General features: G+C 64.6%; 18 protein-coding genes. 8 read left to right on the plus strand and 10 right to left on the minus strand.

The features are described from left to right. Positions 1-6 precede the first annotated feature (6 nt). On the plus strand, positions 7-492 hold the full coding sequence (locus tag P0Y59_14800; GenBank protein ID WEJ98211.1) for an SRPBCC family protein: 486 nt from the start codon (positions 7-9) through the stop codon (positions 490-492). Between the two features lie 24 nt (positions 493-516). On the opposite strand, the gene P0Y59_14805 is transcribed toward P0Y59_14800, so the two are convergent. Continuing rightward, on the minus strand, positions 517-1,281 hold the full coding sequence (locus tag P0Y59_14805) for a glutaredoxin family protein (GenBank protein ID WEJ98212.1): 765 nt from the start codon (positions 1,279-1,281) through the stop codon (positions 517-519). Between the two features lie 81 nt (positions 1,282-1,362). Here P0Y59_14805 and P0Y59_14810 point away from each other — a divergent pair, with 81 nt between their 5' ends. Next, a complete protein-coding gene (locus P0Y59_14810) occupies positions 1,363-1,761 on the plus strand; it encodes a MerR family DNA-binding protein (GenBank protein ID WEK02589.1) in 399 nt (132 codons plus the stop codon). Positions 1,762-2,075: 314 nt separating this feature from the next. Here the strand turns inward: P0Y59_14810 and P0Y59_14815 are convergent, their stop codons facing one another. From P0Y59_14815 to P0Y59_14825, 3 genes are all read right to left on the minus strand, one after another. After that, positions 2,076-2,210 carry a hypothetical protein gene (locus P0Y59_14815; GenBank protein ID WEJ98213.1) on the minus strand — a complete coding sequence of 45 codons (135 nt, stop codon included), beginning with the start codon at positions 2,208-2,210 and terminating at the stop codon, positions 2,076-2,078. A 93-nt stretch (positions 2,211-2,303) separates the two neighbouring features. Next, the gene (locus P0Y59_14820; GenBank protein WEJ98214.1) at positions 2,304-2,621 is read right to left on the minus strand and encodes a PilZ domain-containing protein; all 318 of its coding nucleotides are present in this window, start codon (positions 2,619-2,621) and stop codon (positions 2,304-2,306) included. Between the two features lie 510 nt (positions 2,622-3,131). Further along, a complete protein-coding gene (locus P0Y59_14825) occupies positions 3,132-4,253 on the minus strand; it encodes a galactose mutarotase (protein WEJ98215.1) in 1,122 nt (373 codons plus the stop codon). Between the two features lie 374 nt (positions 4,254-4,627). Between P0Y59_14825 and P0Y59_14830 the strand changes: the two genes are divergently transcribed. From P0Y59_14830 to P0Y59_14840, 3 genes are all read left to right on the plus strand, one after another. After that, positions 4,628-4,822, plus strand: a complete 195-nt coding sequence (locus P0Y59_14830) for a hypothetical protein (protein ID WEJ98216.1) — start codon at positions 4,628-4,630, stop codon at positions 4,820-4,822. A gap of 431 nt (positions 4,823-5,253) precedes the next feature. Next, positions 5,254-5,958 carry a DNA alkylation repair protein gene (locus P0Y59_14835; GenBank protein ID WEJ98217.1) on the plus strand — a complete coding sequence of 235 codons (705 nt, stop codon included), beginning with the start codon at positions 5,254-5,256 and terminating at the stop codon, positions 5,956-5,958. Positions 5,959-6,385: 427 nt separating this feature from the next. Further along, complete coding sequence (locus P0Y59_14840) at positions 6,386-6,583, plus strand: hypothetical protein (GenBank protein ID WEJ98218.1); 198 nt, start codon at positions 6,386-6,388, stop codon at positions 6,581-6,583. A 125-nt stretch (positions 6,584-6,708) separates the two neighbouring features. Here the strand turns inward: P0Y59_14840 and P0Y59_14845 are convergent, their stop codons facing one another. Beyond that, positions 6,709-7,398 (minus strand): hypothetical protein, encoded by a 690-nt coding sequence (locus P0Y59_14845; protein WEJ98219.1) that lies wholly within the window; start codon positions 7,396-7,398, stop codon positions 6,709-6,711. 327 nt (positions 7,399-7,725) lie between these two features. Between P0Y59_14845 and P0Y59_14850 the strand changes: the two genes are divergently transcribed. Then, positions 7,726-8,409, plus strand: a complete 684-nt coding sequence (locus P0Y59_14850; protein ID WEJ98220.1) for a hypothetical protein — start codon at positions 7,726-7,728, stop codon at positions 8,407-8,409. A 679-nt stretch (positions 8,410-9,088) separates the two neighbouring features. On the opposite strand, the gene P0Y59_14855 is transcribed toward P0Y59_14850, so the two are convergent. From P0Y59_14855 to P0Y59_14870, 4 genes are all read right to left on the minus strand, one after another. Beyond that, a complete protein-coding gene (locus P0Y59_14855) occupies positions 9,089-9,352 on the minus strand; it encodes a hypothetical protein (protein WEJ98221.1) in 264 nt (87 codons plus the stop codon). Positions 9,353-9,584: 232 nt separating this feature from the next. Then, complete coding sequence (locus P0Y59_14860) at positions 9,585-10,955, minus strand: PepSY domain-containing protein (protein ID WEJ98222.1); 1,371 nt, start codon at positions 10,953-10,955, stop codon at positions 9,585-9,587. 13 nt (positions 10,956-10,968) lie between these two features. Further along, on the minus strand, positions 10,969-13,323 hold the full coding sequence (locus P0Y59_14865) for a TonB-dependent receptor (GenBank protein WEJ98223.1): 2,355 nt from the start codon (positions 13,321-13,323) through the stop codon (positions 10,969-10,971). Between the two features lie 68 nt (positions 13,324-13,391). Continuing rightward, positions 13,392-13,796 (minus strand): hypothetical protein, encoded by a 405-nt coding sequence (locus P0Y59_14870; GenBank protein ID WEJ98224.1) that lies wholly within the window; start codon positions 13,794-13,796, stop codon positions 13,392-13,394. Positions 13,797-13,921: 125 nt separating this feature from the next. On the opposite strand from P0Y59_14870, the gene P0Y59_14875 reads away from it, so the two are divergent. After that, positions 13,922-16,045, plus strand: a complete 2,124-nt coding sequence (locus P0Y59_14875) for a S9 family peptidase (GenBank protein WEJ98225.1) — start codon at positions 13,922-13,924, stop codon at positions 16,043-16,045. 157 nt (positions 16,046-16,202) lie between these two features. Next, entirely contained in the window at positions 16,203-16,595 is a 393-nt protein-coding gene (locus P0Y59_14880; GenBank protein WEJ98226.1) for a hypothetical protein, read from the plus strand. Between the two features lie 129 nt (positions 16,596-16,724). Here P0Y59_14880 and P0Y59_14885 read toward each other — a convergent pair whose 3' ends face one another. Next, a complete protein-coding gene (locus P0Y59_14885; GenBank protein WEJ98227.1) occupies positions 16,725-17,630 on the minus strand; it encodes a hypothetical protein in 906 nt (301 codons plus the stop codon). Positions 17,631-17,634: the final 4 nt, after the last annotated feature.

Here is a 17,634-nt window from a genome sequence, read left to right on the forward strand (position 1 = left end):
TGATCGATGATCGCACGCGCTGCCCTCGCCTCCGCCCTGATGATGGCCGCCGCGCCGTCCTCGGCATCCGACTATATCGTGATCCGCAGGGAGATCCTGGTCGATCGCCCGGCCGATGCGGTGTGGAAGCGGGTCGGCGGCTATTGCGCCATCGCCGAATGGCTGAAGCTGAAATGCGAAATCGTCTCTGGCACCGGCGGTGTCGGCACGATCCGGCGCCTCAACGACACGACCCTGGAACCGATGGTCGCCAGCACATCGCATTCCTACACCTACAGCCAGACGGCTGGCGGCATGGCCGGCTTCGCCTATAACGGCACGCTGGCGGTGGAGCCGGCCGGCACGGGCAAGTCGCGGATCGTCTACACGCTGATCTACGACGCGGCGCTGATGCCGTCGGACGAGGTCCGCAAGGCCCAGTTCGACCGGATCAACCCGCGCTTCCAGGGCGCGATCGAAACGATGAAGGTGCTGGCCGAGGCGGAAAAATAGCCGCCTCGACACTCACGCCCCGGCTCACATCGTCGCCATGCCGCCTGCCCCGAGCGCCATCCACAGCGCCATCGCCACCATCATCACATTCTCGGTCAGCGATACGAAGCCGAGCGGCACCTTGCTGTCGCCGCCGACGCACGCGCACTTGATATCGCGCTTGTCGATATAGACCGCCTTGAACACCGACACCGCGCCGATCCCGCCGATCACCAACGCGATCGGCACCGACAACCAGGTCAGCGCGCCCGACACCATCAGCACGCCCGCAAGCCCCTCCGCATAGGGATAGATGCTGCCATAGGGCACCCAGCGCTTCGCCAGTAGATCATAGTTCAGGAACATGGCCGAGAAACGCTCGACATCCTGCAGCTTGAGCAGTGCGAGCACACACATGCTGAAGGCGATGAACCATTCGCCCGCCCGGATGGTGATGGGCGTGCCGTACACGGCCTGGCTCGCCGCCAGCGCCATCAGCGCGGTCATCGCGAACAGCATGATCACCGGGCGATAGCTCGTCGCGCCGGGGTCGCGCACCTTCTTGCCGAAGAAGCGGCGCAGATCGTCATAGCCGCCGATCCGCCGCCCGTCGATAAACGTCTGCGGCGTGGTCTTCACGCCATGCTCGGCCTTGAACGCGTCGGTCTCCTCGCGCGTCGTGAGCCAGCGGTCGTCGACCACATAGCCTTGGCGGCGGAGCAGGTCCTTCGCCTTCAGCCCCCAGGGGCAGACATGGTCCTGCATGACCATGCGATGGAGGATGGCCGTCCTGGCCGGCGGGGTCGTCATCTTGGCATCTCCAGCTTGTGCGCGATCGAACCCGACCCATATGGGGTCCGGACCATGGTACGGAGTCAAGCGGTGGCTGACATGACGATTGCGGGGCTTGCGCGCGAAGGCAGTGTTGGGGTCGAGACGGTGCGCTATTACCAGCGCCGCGGCCTGATCGACGAGCCGGCACGTACCGGCGGATCGGGCCTTGCGGGCGGCGTTCGTCGTTATGGGAGGGATCATGTCCGGCGGCTCCGCTTCATCCGCTCGGCGCAGGGCGCCGGCTTCACGCTTGAGGAGATAAGCGAGCTGCTGGCCCTTGACGCGACCGAGGATCGCGATCGGGCACGGCGGCTGGCAACGGAGCGGCTCGCCGCGCTTGACGAGAAAATCGACGAGCTTCAGCGCGCGCGGAGTGCGCTGACGCGGCTCGTACACGCTTGCGATGCGAGCGCGGCCGGTCCCTGCCCGATCATCGATGCGTTCGACCGGCGCTAGGCTATCTCGATCATGTGCGCCGGCATATGGCGACATGGCCCGAGATGGCCGCGCGGCCGGGTACACAGGCTTTCGCCCGGACCGGACGCGGCGGTGCGGAGGCAGGTGGAACCCGGGCGCAACCTGAAGGCCGCGGGGGCGGCCGCAACAGCGTAGTTCATCGCTTCCCCTTTTCGCTTTCGCGTGGAGATCAACGACGAGCGCGTCCGCGCGTTCCGGTCCCGAAACGGAATCCTGTGGACAACCGGGCAAGCCGGCCGAATTCCAGTAAGTTGCGGCCCCGAAGAAAACCCCTCAGCCAGCGCCGGACACCGTCAGAACGGCGACGCACCGATATATTTCAACAAACCAAGCACCGCGATCAGCACCGCGATGGCGATGATGATGTTGGCGACATTGATGCTGCTCTTGGCGACCACGACTTTCTCGTCGCTGTTGATCTCTGCCATGACCCTTCTCCCATGAGGTTTCGCTTGTTCGAGCGAAGTATCCGGCCCAACGCGCCATCTTCCGCGTCGTTCCTGTCGACGGAAGGGGCGACGCTATCGGGTGCCGGCGGCAGGATCCATGATGCGACGGATATGCGTGTCGGGCAGTGGGAACTGGAACTCGACGCCGAAGCGCTGCTCCTTCGCCCAGACGATGCGGGCGCAGAGCGTGAAATCGCAGCATTTCAGCGCGAGATAGGAGCCGACCGGGAGCGCATCGGCGCAATAGAGTCGAGCGCCCCGGGAAGAAACATCGAGGACATGGGCGCGGCGCTTCGTGCCGTTGCATTCGATCGAGGCTGGCTGGAACGTCTTGAACCGCGGCGCGAGGCGCGCATGCGGTCCATCCTTCCCCTTGATCGATTCAGCCATAGGCCCCGCCGGTTTGGCCGTTCATGACGGCTTGGCGCACGGAGGTCGCGCGGAAAGAATCCCTAACGTTGCGGCAACGTCGATTTGGCGGCGGCGAATGAGGACCGTGAAAATGGCCGCGACCGCAAGAAAACCGCCCGGAATTCCCGTTCGCCTCGCGTCCAGCCCCTTGCCCGCGCCCGGAATCCCGCCGCATCCCGATATTGCGGCGGCCGGTGCCGTCGCCTAGGGGGCCCGCCATCACCGTTCGGCCCGCGGCAGGAAATATCCGCCGCCAGGCCGCCGTACCAGAGGGAGTTGCCGTTTCGTGGGGTGGTTCAAGGCAAGCGTCTTCACGCGCCTGAGATGTCTGTTTGGCCTGCATCAGCCGGACCGGTATGGCGCACGCAAGGTTTCCGGAGAGTGGCATTCGCACTGCCTCGGTTGCGAACGGCGCATGGCGCGCGTCGACGGCAACTGGCGGCGCATCCGACGCTGGAGCTAACCCCCCGGCGGTCGGGGCAGCGCCGATCAGCGTCGAACGCCGAAGCGGTAGATCGTCGTCGACCGGAAGGTTTCGCCCGGGCGCAGCACCGTGGACGGAAAGGCCGGCTGGTTCGGGCTGTCGGGATAATGCTGGGTCTCCAGCGCGAAGCCGGCACCCTGGCGCAGCATGTGCCCGTCGCGCGCCGCCTGCCGCCCGTTGAAATGGTTGGCGGTGTAGAATTGCACGCCGGGCTGGGTCGTGCGCATCTCAAGCGTGCGGCCGCTCGCCGGGTCCCAGGCGCGCGCGCCGACCGGGATCGGGTCGCCGGCCGGCTTCGACAGGATGAAATTATGGTCGAAGCCGTTGCCCAGCAGCATTTGCGGGTCGTTCGACGCGACACGGTCCCCGATCCGCGCCGGCTTGCGCAGGTCGAACGGGGTGCCGGTGACCAGGCGGATCTCGCCGGTCGCGTTGCGCTTGTCGTCGATCGCGGTGAAGCTGTCGGCGACGATCTGGATCAGCTGGTCATCGGTGCCGCCAACCCGGTCCCCGCCAAGGTTGAAATAGCTGTGGTTGGTCAGGTTGATCACGGTCGGCTTCGTCGTGGTCGCGACATAATCGATCCGCACCGCGTCATCCTCGGTCAGCGCGTAAGTGACCGCCACGTCCATCGCGCCGGGGAAACCGTTCTCGCCGTCGGCGCTGTGGTAGCGTAGCGTGATGCTGCGGCAGTTCGGCGTGGCGCAGGGTTCCGCCTTCCACAGCTTCGTGGAGAAACCTTTCTTGCCGCCATGCGACACGATGGCGGTCGGATCGGGCGACAACGGATAGCGCACGCCGTCGATCGAGAAGCCACCATGCGAGATCCGGTTGGCATAGCGCCCGATCACTGATCCGACGGTCGATGATGCCTCATAGGCAGCCACGTCAGGCAGCGCGATCACGACGTTGGCGATACGCCCCGCGCGGTCGCGGACGCCGATCTCGTCGATCGCGGCGCCCAGGGTCAGCACCCCCAGCCGCGTGCCGTGCCCGTTGCGCACCACATAGCGCTCGACCGGCTGGCCTTCAGCGGTGACGCCGAACGCGCTGCGTTCGGGGCCTTGCCCCGCCGCGACGCCGAACGGCAGAGCGAGCAGGACAAGCAGATGCTTTGCCTGGATCAAGACGGCCTTCTCCCTCTCATGCCCGCCCTTCTTACGACCGTCGACGACCATGACCAATGGGACGGGACAAGCCCGTTTGCCGCCCTCACCGGACATCTGTTCCATTTTCAGGCGCCCGCGGCGAATGGGCCGAAACGGTTCAAATATAAGTCAATTATAAATCCGTTAAGTCGCCCCTTACCGATATTGGTCAGACTCTCTCAAATATAAAAGATGGATTGATACTGTTGACGCCGCAATACCGCATAGACCGCCATCTCTTTCGAGGGATTGTTGAAATGACTCGACCTTTATGGTCCGGACTTGGATCTCCAAGATCCTGGCACCGGTCAACACGAAGAATATTCTTACTATTCCTTCCTATATCCCTGCCATTGTGGTTGATCGCGTTACTATTCAGAAAAATAATCAAAGCTGCCGATCGCATTGCGCTGTTCGCATGGAAGTTCTGGAGCGATCCGCCCAGACACCGCGTCAGATATTACACGGAAAGCGCGCCGCGCGACCGGGACAAGGCGGCTAAGGTGACGATCAAGCGCGGCGCGGAAGAGCGGTTCTTCCAGCATTGACGCCGTTGCTCGCCACGGCATCACGCCAGCTTGTCGGGTTCCTTGCGGGACATACGGCTGCGAATCCCGAAGTTCGGTGACCCCCGCAATTCCGGAATTCGCAGACACGCATTGTAACGGCTTGATCGAGAAATTGGCCCGCAAAACCGCTTTCGCAGCCCTCGGCCCAACCATGCCACCGCAAAACGGGAGACCCCGAAATCGGTTGGCTGAGGCGTCATAGAATCCCTTTCGCCGCGATCGTAAACTAGGTGTTTTCACGGTAACCGTCCGAGTCGAAGCCAGCCCAACTCCGGATAACCCCGGTAGCCGCGACCCCGATGGCAGATGTCGGGACATTATCGACCGCGGCGAGTCGTTCTTCTTCGCGATCACATCACCCGTCGCTATGATCGGAACCTGGAGATCATGAGAGCAAGGCCGGCTGAAGCATGACGGCGGATATCATCAGGGACCGGGTCACCGACGTCCTGCTGGCGCTGGAACGCGCGGCATCAGCCCGGGTCCGGGAGGAGATGGGTCCCCGCTTCGGCATCCATGCCGACAAGGCGATGGGGGTGCAGATGGCGGCGATGCAGGCCATCGCGAAGCCGCTCTATCCGGATCATGCGCTGGCCGGCGCCTTGTGGGACACCGGCTGGTACGAGGCGCGGATGGTTGCGTCGATGATCGACGATCCAGCGCTGGTGTCCCCCGGGCAGATGGACGCGTGGCGCCTTGATTTCGATAATTGGGCAATCGTCGACACGGTCTGCGCCAAGCTGTTCGACCGGGTGCCCCATGCCTTTGCCAAGATCGACCAATGGGCTGCGCTGAACGACGAATTCGGGCGGCGGGCGGCCTTTGCGCTGCTGGCGTGCCGCGCGATCCATCGACGTAGCGACGACGCTGAGTATCGGCGCGGTCTGGCGCTGATCGAGGCGTGCGCGACCGACGAGCGCAATTTCGTGAAGAAGGCGGTCAACTGGGCATTGCGCGCGATCGGGTTGAAGGCGAGCCCGGCGTTGCAGACGGCGGCACGCGAGACCGCGGCACGGCTGGCAGCCTCCACGGATCGGACGGCGCGGTGGAACGGGAAGGACGCAATGCGTGCGTTCGCGAGGACAGATGATCGGACGAGTGAAACGTCGCCCTGAACAATGTCCATCCCGGATCAAGCCAGGCGATATCGACGACGTGGCGGGCCGGCTTGAGTTTGATCAACCCCCTGACGGCAACCAGTCGGATGGATCGGGGACGTCGAAACTGCCAGCCCCATGACATGGCCGGCGGCCCGAAATCCGGCTTCGTTACAGTGGCATCAACCATCGACGGCGGCTGGCCGCCTGGGGCTGCCGGGCGGCACCGCCATCGTCCGGCCCGGTATCAGCCTCGCGGAATTATTTCCTTTTTGGGTGTTTCCCGGTTTGCGTTCAGTACCGCATCGGACCTATGCAGGGCGCAGGAGCAGGAGCTCCAGGGAGGGTCGCATCAGTGCAGGTTTTCAGGCGAAGGGCCGAGGCCCGCGTCGCTTTCCGTGCGGGCGTCGCGCCGGACCTTCGAACGGCGGCGGAACAGGCCATCATGGCCGGTCGCTATCTGATTTTCGGCAGCGCCGAAGAGGGAATGGCGACACTGTTGCTGAGCAGCGCGCCTAAACTGGTCGCGGTCGTCCGCAAGGAAGCCGACCAGCCAGGCAAGATACCGTCCTTCGATGTGCAGTCGGTACGCGCCGCAGGCGCCGACCTTGACCGGGAGCGCGAGGAACTCAGCCAGCTCTGAGGGCAATTTATTACAGAACAACCCGAATATTTCTCAGAGGGAATTTCTATTTCCAAAAGAAAAGAGAAAAATAAGTAATGAAAGTAGCTATATCAACATCATAACTGCAAACGCAGCTCCATCATCTAACCCAGGACCACAAAACTTCCGACCGAGACCGAGAGGATATCTGAAGGTTTCAGCCTATTCTCATCACCGCTGGCGACGATCGTCAGTTCGGTCCCGGAACGGAGGAAGTCGAACCTGTAACAAATCGCGCCCGCGTCAGCGGCGCATGGATAAACACCACCGATCTCAAGCAGGCCGCCGGCCTTGAGGATGGCCGCTTCACAGCTCAGCGCTTCCGATGAGACGACGTGCTCGCAAGGCTGAGACTTGAGTGTGCCCGCCTTGACCATCGCGAGGGCCATATCAAGCACAAAACCCGCCTGGACGGCGTGGAATGCGTCGGGTGCCGGGAACCAGTTTGCCGTGTCCCATTCGTTGTCGCGATCCGCATCGACGCGCTCACGCCATTTGCGATCGATATCGACACATTCCTGCTGCCAGATCAGCGCCTGGCTCCCCGCATCCCGCTCAACCTTCGGTAGCTGGACGATGTGGAAGGTCCGCCACGCCTCGATGCCGTAGGGCCGCACCGCCCCCTTCTCATAGGGTTCGCCCGGCTTTTCGGGAGCATATTTCAGCCTGACCAGATCGCGGCGACAGACACCGTCGAATTCGGTGCCGACTGACCGGGTCGTCAGGTCGACATCGCGCAGCTGCCGGCGATTGATCGGAACGATTCTCTCGGCCGGCTCCAGGATGGAAAGCATATCCTTCCGCAGCACTCCGTTGGCCTCTCGAAGCGACATCGTCCGGATTTGTTCAGTCGTCAGCCGCTCCCCTGCATCGGCCGAAGTTGCCGGCAAGAGAAGGAGGAGACACGCAATCGCCATCCTCCATATCGAATGAGCGCCGCCGGGCCGCCGTGGGCCACCCTCCGACCTTTTTTCCATTGCCCTTGCCCCCGCGCGATGAGAAGATATGAAGGCTACGATGTTCTCCCATTGTTCCGCAAGCTATTCAATGCGGCAACATTGCATTTACTTCAACAAGCCAGGATATTGGCAAATCGCGGGCATCGCGCGGGGGGCTGAATCATGCAACATGGGCTGGGCCGTCTTATCCTGGTAGCGGCGCTGTTCGCCTGTGCCGGCTGTGGGGGTGACGGTGCTTCGAGCAATGCGGCTGGCCCGAAAGCGGCGACGGTACCGCCTGCGCACAAACCTCTTGCGGCGGCTGCGACGCCCAGGCCGAAAGCCAGCAAACCCACAAGCGACATCGTCCAGCGCTATCCCAATCCGGGCGCCGACGGGTGGGTCACATATTCGGGGGACGGCACCATCCCTGCCCCGGGAATGACGTGGTTTCGCTTTCCCGGGGACTCGGCCTCCCGATACTACAAGATCGATGTCTTCATGGACGACGATTCCCAATATGCCGAAATCAATAATGACAAAGGCAAGGTAATTGCCAATTTCACCAATTTTATCGATGATGTTGGCATCAGAAAGACACCTGGGTCGATCGATATATTCGGTTATCATGGAGTGGAGAGCGGCCTTCCGGAATATGAGATCATCAGAATCGCGAATGGCCGCGAATATGCGTCCTATTATTGCTCAATGGATCGCGCCGTCTTCGAACGCATCATCGGCAAGTCGTTCATCGCGGAGAAGGATGGCTCAGCATCTTATACCGAAAGTGGCTCCGTCGTCTTCTTCCTGGCGTCGGAGGAGCCGAAGCCGGAACGCGATCACTGTACGAAGGGTAGCCAAGGTTGAGAATAACGGGCCGGCATAGCGTGCTGCGCATCACCATGGGGCTCGCGTCCTGCCATTCGTCACCGAGGGAATCCGAGCGGAACCCTCAGCGGAGCCGGCGCGGACCCGGACAGCCACTTCCTCCGAAACCAGCGCCGCAACGCCGCAACGGGCCGCGCGCGTCATCGCGGCCATTCGCTGGAAGCGTGAGAAATGCCAGGGCGCGACCCCCTACCCCGGCCCGAACGAGTTGCAGACCTGTAATGACGAGGCTTCGCGGGCTACCGACAGGGTGCTTCGCCTATCAGCTCAGAACGACCACCTGAACGACCTGCTTTCCGACATCTTCGACCCGTTGACGGTCATTCTGACCCCGGAAGATGAGCGGCATGATGCGCTGGCGGCACAGGGACAATAAGCGCCCACTATACCGATTTCGCCATCGCCCGCGCCGCGGTGCTGACCGGAGCCACACTGGTACGGGAGATCACCAGGCGATCGCCGCGACCGTTGTTCGGCTGCCTGGCGGCAAACCAGGCGACGGAGATATCACCGCTCGCTCGGCCACACATTGCTGGGAAGCGATCCGCAATGCCGATTGCGCCAAATATCCCGTGCCTCGGTGCGCTTCGCGGCTGGACGACGTGATGCGCCGGATGATCCGGTCGTCCGCCTAGAACGCGTACGACCGGACAGGCGCTCAGCCCAGCAAAGCGCTTTCGCCATTGCCGCCCGGGCCGGGGCGGTGGAAGCCGGTAAGTGGTGCGATATCGTCGAGCGACGCGTCGTCCATGTCCGGGGCCGAGCCCTCGCCGGTCAGCTCGATCAGCGCCTGGTCGAGCCTGAGCCCTACGCCGCTCAGGCCCATGTCGTCGGCAATGGCGAGCGCGGCGCGGATCAGCGCTGCGAGATCGGCTTCGGCGGCGGCGCGGCCAGAGGCCGCCTTGCGATCAGTGCCGCTCATGCCGCAGGCATCCGAAGGAAGGGAGAAAGGGCCGGTCGACTCGACCCGGCCTGGAAGTGGGTACGCACGAACATGCTACTCCTTTCGCTGAAGATGCAGTCGAAAGGAAGGACCTGCAATGGGGTGCGATACCCGATTTGGGACTCCCCTGCCGACCGGATTGCCGCTCGGGACGGATCATCAGACGCCAGCGGTGCCGTCGCCTGATCGCGACGGCCCGCTTCCTCGCACATCAGGCCGGACGAACCGGCAGGCCGAGCCAGAGCCCCGCCCGCAGCCATCGGCGCAGCACCAGCCACTCGGTCAACAGGACGGCAACCAGCGTGACGCCGAGTAGCGGCAGGAACAGGCCCAGCGCGATCAGCAGGACGAAGAAACCGATCGTGGCGGGTCGTTGCGTCAACGCAGGGGGCGCACCCAGTACGTCGCCGGGCCGTCGCCGCCACCAGAGCACCACACTGCTGACTGACAGCAGGATCAGGCCGAGCGCGGTCGCTAGGTTCATCAACTGGTTGAGCCAGCCAAACAACTGCCCTTCATGCACCGCGACGCCATAGCCCACCACGCGATCGATCAACCGCCGTTCGGCGAAGTCCCGTCGCGACAGGATCCGGCCGCTTGCCCCGTCGAACGTCAGGTCGGTGCGCAACGGACGATTGGCAGCATCCGATTTCGCGGTCCAGGGCGCGCCCATGCCGGTCGGCGGGGCGATCAGCACCGGTGCGGCGAGACCGAGCGGCGCCACGGTCGCGACCAGCCGGTCGAGCGGCGCGTAGGAGCCTGCGGGATGCGCCATCGCCATGCCGCCATGCTCGGCGTGCTCGCCCATCATCGCGCGGGTGCCGGCGTCAGCGGCGGCGCGCGCCTTAAGCTCCTCGGACCGGCCAGTCGTCCAGTCCTGCCTGACCGCCTGTCCCTCGGCGACGGTCCGGATCGTCCTAAGATAGCCGCCCCAGCTCTTCGCCCAGGGCAGGCCGGAAAGCAGCATGAACAGCGCGAAAGCCGACACCCAGAAACCGGTGACGCCGTGAAGGTCGCGCCAGAAACGCCGTCCTCCCGATCGAAGCCGGGGATAGACGACCCCGCCGAGCCCGCCACCGCGCGGCCACCACAGGAACAGGCCGGACAGGATCATCACGATCGTCCAGGAAGCAGCCAGCTCGACGAGATAGGAGCCGGGCGTGCCCGCGAGGAGTTCCCCATGCAGGCGGAAGACGATGCGCATCGGGCGTTGGTCCTCATCCACCCTGGCCAGCACCGCCAGGGTGCGGGGATGCACATAGACACGGGTCTCCCCCTGCCCTGCCCCCACGATCACCTGCACCGCCTGGGTTGGCGTCTCCGGAAGCTGGTAGCGATGGAGCACCGACCCCGGCACCGCGCGCACCGCGGCGGCGACCTGAGCCGCGGCGGTGGCGGGAGGGCCATCGACCGCCAGACGGGCATAAGGCCGATCGAGGAACGCCTCGATCTGCGGCCGGAACAGATAGATCGATCCGGTGACGGCCAGCCACAGCACGAAGGGGATGCAGAACAGCCCGGCATAGAAATGCCATCGCCAGACAGCATTATAGCCTGGCCAGCGGCGGACGGAATCATTCATCGTTCGCATCCCCCTAGAACCGCGCCTTGACGCCGGCATAGACCGTGCGCGGCTGGCCGGCATAGATCGTGCCCGTCGTGGCGGAGAGCACCGAGGCAGGATTCTCAAGCCCCGTCGTCGGATTGAGGCTGTTGGAGATCACCGAGGCGGAACCGACATAGGTCCGGTCGAACAGGTTCTGCACCGACGCATAGAGACTGAATCGCGACAACCAGTTCCCGCCTTTGGGGGGATCATAATGGAGGTTGAGGTTGACCAGCGTATAGCCGGGCATCGCGAGCAGGTTGCTGTTGTCGATGAAATAGCGGCCGCGATAGGTCAGCTCGGCAAAGCCGCCCAGGCCACGCAACGGGCCATCGGGCTGATCATAGCCGGCACGTCCGTTGACGAAGGTCGGGACCACGCCGGGGATGGCGTTGCCGTCGCGATCGAGCAGCGTCGAGAAGCGGCCAGCGCTCAGGCGCTCGCTGAAGTCGGTATAATGGTGGTCGTTATAGCTGTAGCTGCCCTCCAGCTTCGCGCCAGGCAGCAACCCCGGCAATGGCCGCCAGCTCAGCCCGATCTCGACGCCGCGATGGACCGAGCGCGGCACGTTCGAGGTATAGGCAAGGAGGTCGATCCCGGCCGACTGGGAAACAAGTTCGTTGGAGAACCATTCGTAATAGCCCGTCACTTCAGCCTTCAGGTTCCCGCCGAGCGCGATCTCGGCACCGATGTCGACGCCGGTGTTCCGCTGCGACTTGAGGCCGGCATTATTGCCCGGTACACCCGACGCGGTGACGAACAGGTTGCCCGCCTGCGGGATGCCGTAGCCGGTGCCGACCCGGGCGTGCAGCCGGACTGCGTCGATCGCCTGCCAGAACAGCGCCGCCTCCGGCGCGACGTTGGAGAAATGGCGTTCCGCCGGGATCAGGCCCAGAATCGGGTTCCCGCCGACAGGATAGGCATAGGCGGTCTGCCGAACCTCAATGATCGAGCGCTCGACGCCGATCCCCGCGACGAACCGGAGCCGCGGGGTGAGTTGCAGTTCTTCCCGCGCCCTCGCGCCCATGTTTCGGATGTCGCCGAACACGGTCTGGGTCAGCGCGCCGAAGCCGTTGCGGCCGGCCGGGGTCTTGTTGAAGCTGAAGCTCTGGTTATCGAGATAATTGTAGAACAGGCCGACGAAGCTCGTCGCCTCCATGCCGAACAGCGTGCCGCGATCGGTGATGTCCGACGTGATGTTGTAACTATCCAGCGTACCCTTGAACGGGGTCGCGCTGGTCGGCTGGTTGACAACGCGGCTGTCGAAAGTGGCCTGGGTCCGCCAGGTCGTATTCGGACCGAAATCATGTTCGTAGCGCACGCCGACGATCGTCCGGCGATCGTTGCGCGCCAGATCCCCTTCATCGGCGGTCTGCGCGACGCGCGCGCCGTTGACGCCGTTGACCAGCACCGAGATCGTGCCACAGCCGGGCGATGCGCTCGCCGCCGCAACGCAGCCCTGCTGATAGGGATTGGCGAGATACTGGTTGTAGGAAAGCCGGGTCGACAGGCGGAATTCGCCTTCATTGTAGATCAGCTTGGCGGTGACCCGGTCGCGGTCGCCCAGCGCGAAAGTGCCATAAGCGTTGATCGTGCCGGTTTCATATCCGGTGTGGCCGGTCGCGCCGTCGGCGCGGACGAAGCTGCCGAACACGGCATAGTCATAGCCCGGGCCGGCATGGCCGATCGTGGCATAGAGATTGGCATAGCCGTCGCCGCCGACATCGGCGCCCGCCTCGACCCCGTCGATGTCGCGCCCGCGCCGGGTACGGAAATTGACCGCGCCGCCCAGCGCATAATTGCCGTAGCGCGCCGACGAGGGCCCGCGCACCACGTCGACCGCGCCATAGGCATGCGGATCGGTAAGGTCGAAGCGCGCCAGGCCGTCGGGCTGGGTGACGGGGAAATCATCCTCGAACACCTGGATATTGCGCGCGCCGAAACCATTGCGGGCGTTGGAACCGCGCACTGACACGCTGACGTCGCGCGGGCCGTTGCCCTGCATGACCGCGACGCCGGGCGAGAGCCTGACGATATCGGCCACCGTCGTCGCGGGCGTGTTGCGGAAAGCGGCGTCATCGACGGTGGTGACGGTCTGGCCGATGACCTGCGTGGTGAGCGACAGGGCCTTGCCGGTGACGACGATGTCGTCGGTGGCGGGTTCGGTCCGGCCGATGGCCGCTGCCGGTTCTGGCTGGGGCTGGTCAAGCAGCGCCAGTTGAGCGTCGATGTCGGCCCGCTGGCGCAGCAATTCGGCGCGGCGCTGTTCGGGCGCGCTCGTCTGGGCCGATGCCGCAGACGAGAAGGCGATGGCGGACGCAGCCGCGATCAAGGTCTTCTTCATGGGGATATGTCTTCCTGATCCACGCGCGCGCCGTCGCGTCGACGGAAGCGCGCTATAAAATGACGAGATCAGGCAGTGATTGGCGGTCCTCGAAGAGGCGGGCGCAGATGGGGTGGCGGTGCTGTCGGAACAGGAACCACGGCACGCGTCGCCGCGACCATGACGAACAGGATGGCAAGGGCGAGAAGCAGCGGATCGGCGGCGGCGAGCGAGGGTGTCGACAGGCCCGAAAAGGCACAGGGCATCTCAGCCTTGCCCTGCTGCCCGTCCTGCCCTGACTGGTCTTCCTTGCCCGGGATCGGCATGGCCATCGTCATCGGGCCATAGCCGGAGCAGATCTGGATGATGATGCTGCCGCCCGACGCCATCGGCATATAGCCGGCGGGAACCAGCACCTTCATCAGCAGACCGGCCGCAACGATCCATGCCGCCAGAAGGCGATGACGCAGGAAATGGCGGCGCAGGGCGGTCACGGCGGCGTGCCTAGCGAGACCGGAGCGCCCTGTCGATTTGAAACCGGAGATATCGCGCCCGGCGATATCGCGATTGCCTTCCCGTCGCCGGTCGATGATGATCCCGGGATCAAACGGGGTGACGCATGGATATTCGGTCGGTTCTTGTCTTCTCGGCGGCGGTGCTGGCGACGGCCCCCGCAACCGCGCAGCAGCGCGCGATCGGCCCGGACGATATCGCGCGCCTGGCGGTGGTCGGCGATCCGCAGATCGATCCGAAGGGCGAATGGGTCGCCTATACCGTCGGGACCACCGACGTCGCGGCGGACAAGCAATTCACGCATTTGTGGATGGCGCGATGGGACGGCACCCGCAGCGTTCAGCTCACCAGCCGCAAGGGCGAGAGCGAAAGCACGCCCCGTTTCAGCCCGGACGGCCATTGGCTCGCGTTCGTCTCATCGCGCGGGGACGATCATGACGATGATCGCCTCTGGCTGATGGACCGCGCCGGCGGTGAGGGAGCGATGCTGCCCGGCATCACGGGATCGGTCGTTGATCTCGCCTGGTCGCCGGATTCGAAGACGATCGCGCTGATCGTCGAGGACCCGGACCCCGACAGAAAAGCCAATGCGGCAGCCTCCGCCGCCATTCCGGCCGCGACCAGGCCGGGCGCTTCGACTGCCCCCAAACCCGACCCCGTCGCACCCGCCGCCGAAGCGGGAAGCGACGACAGGAGCGCCGACGGCAAGAAGGACAAGGAACGGCCCCGGCCGATCGTGATCGACCGCTTCCAGTTCGAGCGGGACATTGACGGCTATCTGCGCACCCAGCGCAAACGGCTCTGGCTCTACGATCTCGCCAGCCGCACCGCGCGGCGGCTGACCACGGGCGATTATGACGAGGCGCTTCCGGCATGGTCGCCCGACGGCGGGAGCATCGCCTTCACCTCGAAGCGAGCGCCCGACCCCGACCGGACCTATGACAGCAACCTCTTCGTCGTGGCAGTCGGGCCGGCGGCCGCCGAGCCACGCGCGGTCACGACATTCAAGGGCGCCGATAACGACGCGGACTGGCAAAGCTATCCCGCCTGGAGCCCCGACGGGCGCAGCATCGCCTATCTGCAGGGCGGGCCGGTGGAGCTCTTCTCCTATGGCGTCCGCACGCTGGCGGTGGTGCCGGCGGCGGGCGGGCCGGCACGGGTCCTGACCCCGGCGCTCGACCGCAACGTCACGCATCCGCTCTGGTCGGCCGACGGGCGCAGCATCCGCTTCACCGTGGAGGATGACGGGGTCGAGCGGGTAGCCGAGGTGCCAGCGGCCGGCGGTCCGGTCAGGGACGTCGTCGGTGGCTTCCAGGTCGTCTCCTCCCCAACCCAGTCACCGAATGGCCGCATGGCCGTGCTGGTCGACACGCCCGCCGCCCCGGCGGAAGTCTATGCGCTCGATCGCGGCACGCTACGCCCGCTCAGCCGCCACAATGCCGCGTGGCTCGGCGAAGTCGCGGTCGCCTCCGTCGTCCGCACCAGCTACAAGAGCAAGGACGGGACTGACGTGCACGGCTTCCTCATCACGCCTCCCAAGGCGCCGGCCGGGCCGTTGCCGACGATCCTGTTCAATCATGGCGGGCCGCAGTCGCAGTTCGCGGCGGGCTTCAACATCAGCTGGCAGATCTTCGCCGGCCATGGCTATGCGGTCGCCTCCTCCAACCCCCGCGGCAGCACGGGGCGGGGCGAGACCTATGCCAGGGCGCTCTACGCCGATTGGGGAGGCCCCGCGGTGCCCGACGCGCTCGCGGCCGTCGATGACGCCGTGGCGCGCGGCGTGGCCGATCCGAAGCGGCTCGGCGTCGGCGGGTGGAGCTATGGCGGGATGCTCACCAATTATCTGATCGCGTCCGACACGCGGTTCCGCGCGGCGGTGAGCGGCGCGTCGATCGGCAACATCCTCGCCGGATACGGCACCGACGAATATGTTCGCGACTATGAAACGGAGCTCGGCGTACCGTGGAAGAATATGTCGACATGGCTAAAGAACAGCTATCCCTTCTACCAGAACGACCGGATCGTGACGCCGACGCTGTTCATGGGCGGCGAGAAGGACGCCAATGTGCCGGCGCTCAATTCCAAGCAGCTGTACCAGGCGCTGAAGAGCCGCGGCGTGGAGACCGAACTGGTGATCTATCCGGGGGAATATCACCGGCTTAAACGGCCAAGCTTCCTGAAGGACCGGATGGAACGCTGGCTGGCCTGGTATGATGCGCGCGTGAAATAGGATGGACGTTGCACCGAACAGGTGGGGGGCGAGATGAACGGGTGCTGCAAGCCGCGTTCCGTGCACATTCACCACGGCACCCCCATATAGGACCCAAGCCGGCACGGGCCGACGTTCATTCCGGACGTCTTCGCGCCCGGCCCCGAGGAGTCCACCGATGAAGACCATGTTTGCAAAGGCGGGTCTCGCGCTCGCATTGGGCGCCACCGCCCTGACCGCCGCCGTTCCGGCCCAGGCGCAGCGTTACTGGGGCCACCGCGGCCATGACAATACCGGCACCGCGATCGTCGCCGGGGTTGCTGGCTTGGCGATCGGCGCCGCCATCGCGTCGAGCGCCCATCGCGACCGTTATTACGACAACGGCTATTACGACCAGGGCTATTATGATGGCGGCTATTACGGCCCCGCTTATGCCTATGACGGTTATTATCGCGCGCCGCCGCGCGTCTATTACGACCGCGGTTATTACGACCGGCGCGACTATCGCCGCTACGACGATCGCGGTGGCTATTATCGCGGCGGGTACGGCCATTATGGCTATCGCCGATAAGGCACAGATCACACCGGATTCGACGCCTGCACGCGTTGACTCCCTGCCGCCCGGCCAGAAATGACCGGGCGGCTTTTTTGTGCGCGCGCGTTCAAACCCGGCCTTCTCCCAAGCACCGTGGAGATCGCGTCAGGTCTGGACGTTTCCGACGAGATAGCCGGCCAGCCTGCCCCTCTCCAGGCTGCCCTTTCCCTTGCAGAAATAAACGAACGACGTTTCGTGGCGCTCCCCGAACACGTCTTCGTACCGTGACTTTCCATAGACGTAGAATGCGGCTTCTTCGGCTTCGATCGACTTCCTGTTGCGATCGGCCAGAGGCGCTCCGTCCGGTGTCACGGTATCCGTGAAGTTGCCGGGGCTGATGACATTCACCCCTTTTCTGAAACCCTCCGGGGGCTCGGGAAGGCTGGACCGGAGCGGGAATTCCGCCGTCCAGCTATGAGTCCAGCTTGCGGTCTCCAATGCCGGCGTCTGTCCGAAATTCTTCCATTTGACGTGCGCGACCGGCTCGCCCTCGTCGCTGAATTCGAGCCAGGCGGCCTGGACCCCGACATAGGCGCGCAATTGTCGCTGCGCCGTGTCCTTGGCCAGCGCATTGGCCTCGAGCATCGCCTCGGTCGCCCGGCTGGTGTCCTCCACCGCCCTTAGCGTCGCGTCCAGCGTGCGCTTAACATAGACGACGCCCGTTACGGAAACGACCAACGTGGCGAAGGCGGCAATCGCGGCGGCAAGGGCGCTGTCAGCAGCACGTTTCTGCGCGCTCAGATCCTGTTCGTCATGCGCTGTCTGCGCGGCGGCCTGCACGTGATCACGAACGCAGCGGACCATCTCGCCCCGATCCCGACCGGCACAGTCGCGCTGCACGGCTTGCTCGGCGCCCTGCTGATAAGCGCGGGGGATATTCCGCCCACGCTCCTGCCCGGAACCACCCAGATAGCCGACACCCCATGCGATGAAGAGCGCGAATATCAGTCCGATAAGGGGGAGTGCCGCGTCGGCGAGTACCGGGCCGCCGCCTCTTTTGCTGCCAGGCATTGGA

The organism is Candidatus Sphingomonas phytovorans, from assembly GCA_029202385.1.
Lineage (GTDB): Bacteria > Pseudomonadota > Alphaproteobacteria > Sphingomonadales > Sphingomonadaceae > Sphingomonas > Sphingomonas phytovorans.